4 protein-coding genes are annotated in these 5,901 nt (G+C 73.5%); 3 read left to right on the top strand and 1 reads right to left on the bottom strand.

Features of this window, described 5'->3' with window-relative positions; genetic code table 11:
* Positions 1–103: 103 nt before the first annotated feature.
* Positions 104–1,639: a M1 family metallopeptidase gene (locus AB0M16_RS20820; protein ID WP_365344914.1), complete on the bottom strand. Its 1,536-nt coding sequence runs from the start codon at positions 1,637–1,639 to the stop codon at positions 104–106.
* Between the two features lie 201 nt (positions 1,640–1,840).
* Here AB0M16_RS20820 and AB0M16_RS20815 point away from each other — a divergent pair, with 201 nt between their 5' ends.
* The 3 genes from AB0M16_RS20815 (at position 1,841) to AB0M16_RS20805 (ending at position 5,617) form a co-directional block, all read left to right on the top strand.
* Entirely contained in the window at positions 1,841–3,880 is a 2,040-nt protein-coding gene (locus AB0M16_RS20815; protein WP_365344912.1) for a Xaa-Pro dipeptidyl-peptidase, read from the top strand.
* A complete protein-coding gene (locus AB0M16_RS20810) occupies positions 3,877–5,190 on the top strand; it encodes a M14 family metallocarboxypeptidase (protein ID WP_365344910.1) in 1,314 nt (437 codons plus the stop codon). Before AB0M16_RS20815 ends, AB0M16_RS20810 begins: the two co-directional genes overlap by 4 nt.
* 118 nt (positions 5,191–5,308) lie before the next feature.
* Positions 5,309–5,617: a hypothetical protein gene (locus AB0M16_RS20805; protein ID WP_365344908.1), complete on the top strand. Its 309-nt coding sequence runs from the start codon at positions 5,309–5,311 to the stop codon at positions 5,615–5,617.
* The last annotated feature ends 284 nt before the right edge of the window (positions 5,618–5,901 follow it).

Raw genomic sequence — 5,901 nt, 5'->3', positions numbered from 1 at the left:
CGGCGCCCGACAGGCGGCAGGCGTCCGACAGGCGGCAGGCGTCCGGGACGACGACGGCGCCCCCGTCCCGCCCGACCGCGGGACGAAGGCGCCGCCGGGCGTGTCAGCGGGCGTCGTGCTCGCTCTCGTGGATGGTGTTCGTCTCCGCGATCTTCTTCCACGACTTCGGCTGGGCCGGCTTCACGGCCTTCGCCGCCCGCCCGGTCCCCGCCGCCGGAGCGGCCGCCAGGCCGGCCGCCGACGCGGCCGGGGCCGCGGGCTTGACCGGCTGGTAGAGCCAGGTGTCGAAGAGGCCCGCGAGCGGCTTGCCGGAGACGCGCTCCGCGTACTTCACGAAGTCGGACACGTGCGCGTTGCCGTACGCGTGCTCCTGCGGCCAGCCCTTCAGGATCGCGAAGAAGTCCTCGTCGCCGACCTCGTTGCGCAGCGCCTGCAGCGCCAGCGCGCCCCGGTCGTACACGGCGATGTGGAACTGGTCGTCCGCGCCCGGGTCGCCCGGCTTCACCGTCCAGAACGGGTCGTCGGCCGCCCGCGTCCGGTAGACGTAGTCGGCGAGCTCCTGGGCCGTGCCCTCGCCCTCCTTCTCCGACCACAGCCACTGGCTGTAGCGGGCGAAGCCCTCGTTGACCCAGATGTCCTTCCAGTCGGCCACCGACACGCTGTCGCCGTACCACTGGTGGGCCAACTCGTGCACGACCACCGACACGTTGGCGCCGTTCGCGAACTGCCGCGGGCTGTAGAAGGGCCGGGTCTGCGTCTCCAGGGCGAAGCCGCTGGTCACGTTCGGGACGTAACCGCCGAGGGAGTTGAACGGGTACGGACCGAAGACCGACTCCAGCCACTCCGCGACCTCGGTGGTCCGCTCGATCGAGGCGCGCGCGGCGCCCGCGTTGTCGCCCAGGTCCTTGCTGTAGGCGTTGAGGACCGGGAGCCCGTTGGCCGTCCTGTCCGTCGTGATGTCGAACTTGCCGACGGCGAGCGTGGCGAGGTACGTCGCCTGCGGCTTGTTGGAGCGCCAGTTGAAGCGGGTCCAGCCCAGCTTCGAGGACTGCGACTGCAGCACGCCGTTGCTGATGGCCTGGTGGCCGTCCGGAACGAGGACGGAGACGTCGAAGGTCGCCTTGTCGAGCGGGTGATCGTTCGACGGGAACCACCACACGGCCGAGTCCGGCTCCTGCGCGGCGACACCGCCGTCCGGGGTACGGGCCCAGGCAGACCAGCCGCCTATCTTCAGCTCGGAGGGCTTGCCCGCGTAACGGACCACGATCGAGACCGACTTGTTCTTCTCCAGCGGAGCCGCCGGGGTCACCTCGAGCTCGTGGTCGCCGGAGGCGGCGAACTTCGCGACGCGCCCGTTCACCCGCACCTCGTCGACCTTCAGGCCGAGGTCGAGGTTGAAGCGGGACAGGTTCTGCGTCGTCGTGGCGAGGATCGTCGCCGTGCCCTCCAACAGGTCCGTGGCGGGCTGGTACTTCAGGCGCAGGTCGTAGTGCGAGACGTCGTAGCCGCCGTTGCCGCTGGCCGGGTAGTACGAGTCGCCGATGCCCGGCGCACCTGCCTTGAAGTCGGCCGCCGATGCCGGGATCGCCAGCAGCAGGGAGGCCGCGAGGGCGCTCGGAACGATGATTCTGCGGTGCACAGGGTTCTCCCCAAGTCGTAAGAATCGTCAGACGCACGGGTGGTCGTCGGTCCTCAGCGACACTATTCAGGCCGCCGACGCCCCGTCACGTCCAGAGCACCCCCTGTCACATGATCGCCATTCGGCCGACATGAACCTCCCGTACCGGATGTCCGACGAGGCACTCTTTTGCGCAGGGGGCCACCGGAGTACCTTCCGCCCATGCCGATACGTGTGCGGAGAACCCGCGGAGCCCGTTCGTCGCGCAGATTCCTGGCCGCCGCCGCCACGGCCGCCCTCACCGCCCTCCTGCTCGCCCCTGCCGGGGGCGCCCAGGCGGCCCCGGCGGTACGGGAGTCGCAGCCGGTGTACTCGTACGCGGCCGCGGTCCGCGAGTCCGTCTGGGTCGACACCGGACGCGACGGCGACGCCGACGGCCGGACCGACCGCGTGGCCGTCGACATCGTCCGCCCCCGCGAACCCGCCGCGGCCGGTCGGAAGATTCCCGTCATCATGGACGCCAGCCCCTATTACGCCTGCTGCGGACGCGGCAACGAAGGCCAGAAGAAGACGTACGACGCCGACGGCAGGCCCGTTCAGTTCCCGCTCTTCTACGACAACTACTTCGTCCCGCGCGGCTACGCCTTCGCCGCCGTCGACCTCGCCGGCACCAACCGCTCCGACGGCTGCGACGAGGTCGGCGGACGCGCCGACGTCCAGTCCGCCAAGGCCGTCGTCGACTGGCTGAACGGCCGCGCCCGCGGCTGGACCTCCCGCACCGGCGACCAGCCGGCCGACGCCACCACGTGGTCCACCGGCGCCGTCGGCATGATCGGCAAGAGCTGGGACGGCACCGTCGCCAACGGCGTCGCCGCCACCGGCGTCGAGGGCCTCCGCACGGTCGTCCCGATCGGCGCGATCTCCTCCTGGTACGACTACTTCCACTCCCAGGGCGCCCCGCTCTACGACGCCAACCCGACCTGGCTCTCGGACTACGTCAACCACCCCGACTCCAGGACCCGTTGCGGCGCCGTGCAGCAGCGTATCGCCGCCGCCACCCCCTACAGCGGTGACTGGACCCCGGCCTGGAGCGAGCGGAACCACGTGCCCGACGCCGGAAAGGTCAAGGCCAGCGTCTTCGTCGTGCACGGACAGCAGGACCTCAACGTGCGCGCCAACCAGTTCGGCCAGTGGTGGGACGCCCTCGCCGCACACGGCGTCGAGCGCAAGATCTGGCTCGCGCAGACCGGCCACGTCGACCCCTTCGACTTCCGCCGGGCCGCCTGGGTCCGCACGCTGCACCGCTGGTTCGACCACGAGCTCCTCGGCCACGACAACGGCATCGACCGCGAGCCGATGGCCGACATCGAGCGCGCCCCCGACCGCTGGACCACCGACCGGAGCTGGCCGCCGCGCGGCACCGCGCCCACCGTGCTGCGTCCCGCGGCCGGCGCGGTACCCGGCGTCGGCAGCCTGGGCCGTACGCCCGCCCCGCGCGGCGGCACCGAGACCTTCACCGACGACCCGGCCCTCGGCGAGCTCGACTGGGCGGCCGACATCGACCGGTCGACGCCCGCGAAGGCCGGGTTCACCACCCGCCCGCTCGCCCGCGACCTGCGGATCGCCGGCTCCTCCTCGGTGACCCTCACGGCCACGCCGACCACCACGAGCGCGCACCTCACGGCCGTCCTCGTCGACCTCGGCCCCGCCGCCATCCGCGCCTACGCCGAACCAGGCGAGGGCATCACCACCCTTGCCGAGCGCACCTGCTGGGGCGCGAGCACCGACGGCGACAGCGCCTGCTACAAGGAGACGAGGGCGCGCACCGCGGACGTCGCCGCCACGGTCGTCAGCCGCGGCTGGGCCGACCTGGGCACCTGGGCCGATCCGCGCGTGGGCCGGCCGCTGACCCCCGGCCGCCCGTACACGATCACCGTGAAGCTGGCCCCGACCGACCACGTCGTCCCGGCAGGCCACCGACTCGCCCTGATCGTCGCGGGCACCGACAAGGACCTCCTCGACCCGCCGTCGACCCGGCCCGCCCTCACCCTCGACCTGGCCCGTACCCGGGCTGCCCTGCCACTGCTCGGCGGGCCCGCGGCGTTCGACCGCGCCGCGGGCGTGGGCGCCGTCCCGTTCCCCCGCGCGGGTGCCACGGCCGGTGACCTTCCGGCCACCGGGGCCGTTCAGCAGCGTGTCACCCCGTTCGGCACCTCCGCGTTCCCGCGCGTCGGCGCCCCGATCCCCGGTGAGGCCCGATGACCCGCACCCACCGCACCCGCCGGCGCGCGTTCACCGTCACGGCGGTCCTCGCCGCCCTCGGCCTGCCGCTCCTCGCCACCCCCACCCAGGCGGCCGGCACCGGCGGCGCGCCCTCCGCGGACCGGGCGCCGCGCACCGGCTTCGAGACGACCGACGGCGCACGCTGGACGACCGAGGCGGAGGAGACGGCCTTCCTCGCCGCCGTCGACCGGACCAGCCCCCGCCTCTCGGTCCGCCGGATCGGGACCACCGCGCAGGGCCGTCCGCTGCGACTCGCCGCCCTCGGCACCGGCGCCACCACCGTGCTGCTGATCTGCTCCCAGCACGGTGACGAACCCTCCGGCCGCGAGGCCTGCCTGAGCACCCTGCGCGATCTCGCGTACGCGCGGGACCCCGGGACCCGGCGCTTCCTGACCCGTACGACCGTCCTGGTCGTCCCCACCGCCAACCCCGACGGGCGCGAGGCGGACACCCGCGGCAACAGCGACGGCGTCGACATCAACCGCGACCACATCGCGCTCCGTACGGCCGAGGGGCGGGCGCTCGCCGCGCTCGTGCGGGACCGGCGGCCCGAGCTGATCTACGACCTCCACGAGTACGGCGCGACCCCGCCCTACTACGACAAGGAGCTGCTCGCCCTCTGGCCGCGCAACCTCAACACCGGCGCGGGCGTCCACGAGGAGTCCCGCACGCTCTCGGAGACGTACGTGCGCCCCGCCGCCGGCCGTGCCGGATACAGCAGCGGCATCTACGGCATCTGGACCGACCCCGTCACCGGCGAGCCGATCAGGCAGGTCGCGGGCGACGGCCAGGAGCGCATCCTGCGCAACACGGCGGGCGTCAAGCACGCGGTGGGCCTGCTCGTCGAGACCCGCGAGGACGCGCTGACCCCGGGCGAGCAGGACGATCCGGCCCGCAACCACCGCCGCCGCGTCGCCACCCAGCGGGCCGCGCTCCAGGGCGCGTTCGCCTACCTGGACGAACGGCGCGGCCGACTGGCGGCGGCCACCGCCCTGGCCCGCCGCGCCGGCTTCGCCGACCGTGGCCCGATCCTGCTCGGCGGTGCCGACAACGACCCCGCGGAACCCGCCGAGATCCTCCAGGACCCGCCCTGCGCCTACCGTCTGACGGAGGCTCAGTACGCCGAGGTGGGCGACGAACTGCGGCTGCACGGCGTCGCCGTCCGCGAGGAGCCGGGCGGCGCGGTGCTCGTACCGCTGCGTCAGTCGCTGCGCGCGCTGGTGCCGCTGCTCCTGGACCCGTCGGCGGCCTTTGCGCTGACTCACGGAGAGCGTGTGGAGAGATGTTGAGAACCTCGTGACCGCCGTCGCCCCGGTCGAGGGTCATGATCATTCCGGGTTATGGTTACCAACCGGTATTGACCATACCTGAACGGACCGTCACGGTCCGGAACTTGGAGTGAAAAGCATGACGAACACGACGCCGCTGCGCCGTGCCCTCTCGGCTCTCGCCGCCACGACGCTGCTGGCCGGGGGCCTGCTGCTCGGGCAGACCGCGACCGCCCCGACCGCGCAGGCCGCCGGCAAGACGGTCACCTGCCACGTCGAGGAGATGCGCAAGGACGCCGCCGACCTGCGGGCCAAGGCCGCCAAGCTGCAGCGCCTCGGCGCCAAGGCGGAGGCCCGCAAGGCCCGCGCCCAGGCCGACGCGCTGGAGCGCAGGGCCCAGGCGTGCATCGACTCGGACAACACCGCGCCGAAGCCCTTCCCGCGCTGAACGACACTCCGCTGACGCGGACCGGCCGCCGCGCGGAAAACCACCACGCACGGCGGCCGCCCCACGCCGGTCGGACGCCGCGCGGGGCCTCCGCCCACCCCCGCGCGGGCTCAGCCCCCACCCCTGCGCGGGCTCAGCCCCCACTCCGTGCGGGCCTGCGCCCCCACCTCCGTGCGGGCCTCCGCCTCACTCCGTGCGGGCCTGCGCCCCCACCTCCGTGCGGGCCTCCGCCTCACTCCGTGCGGGCCTGCGCCCCCACCTCCGTGCGGGCCTCCGCCTCACTC

Source organism: Streptomyces sp. NPDC051921, assembly GCF_040680975.1.
In the GTDB taxonomy this organism is placed as follows: Bacteria; Actinomycetota; Actinomycetes; order Streptomycetales; family Streptomycetaceae; genus Streptomyces.
The sequence above is the reverse complement of the archived record's forward strand: the minus strand, read 5'-3'. Positions and strand labels throughout refer to the sequence as shown.

Coding starts and splice junctions, on each gene's coding strand:
- AB0M16_RS20805 (WP_365344908.1), top strand. CDS start 5,309: ATGACGAACACGACGCCGCTGCGCCGTGCCCTCTCGGCTCTCGCCGCC.
- AB0M16_RS20815 (WP_365344912.1), top strand. CDS start 1,841: ATGCCGATACGTGTGCGGAGAACCCGCGGAGCCCGTTCGTCGCGCAGA.
- AB0M16_RS20810 (WP_365344910.1), top strand. CDS start 3,877: ATGACCCGCACCCACCGCACCCGCCGGCGCGCGTTCACCGTCACGGCG.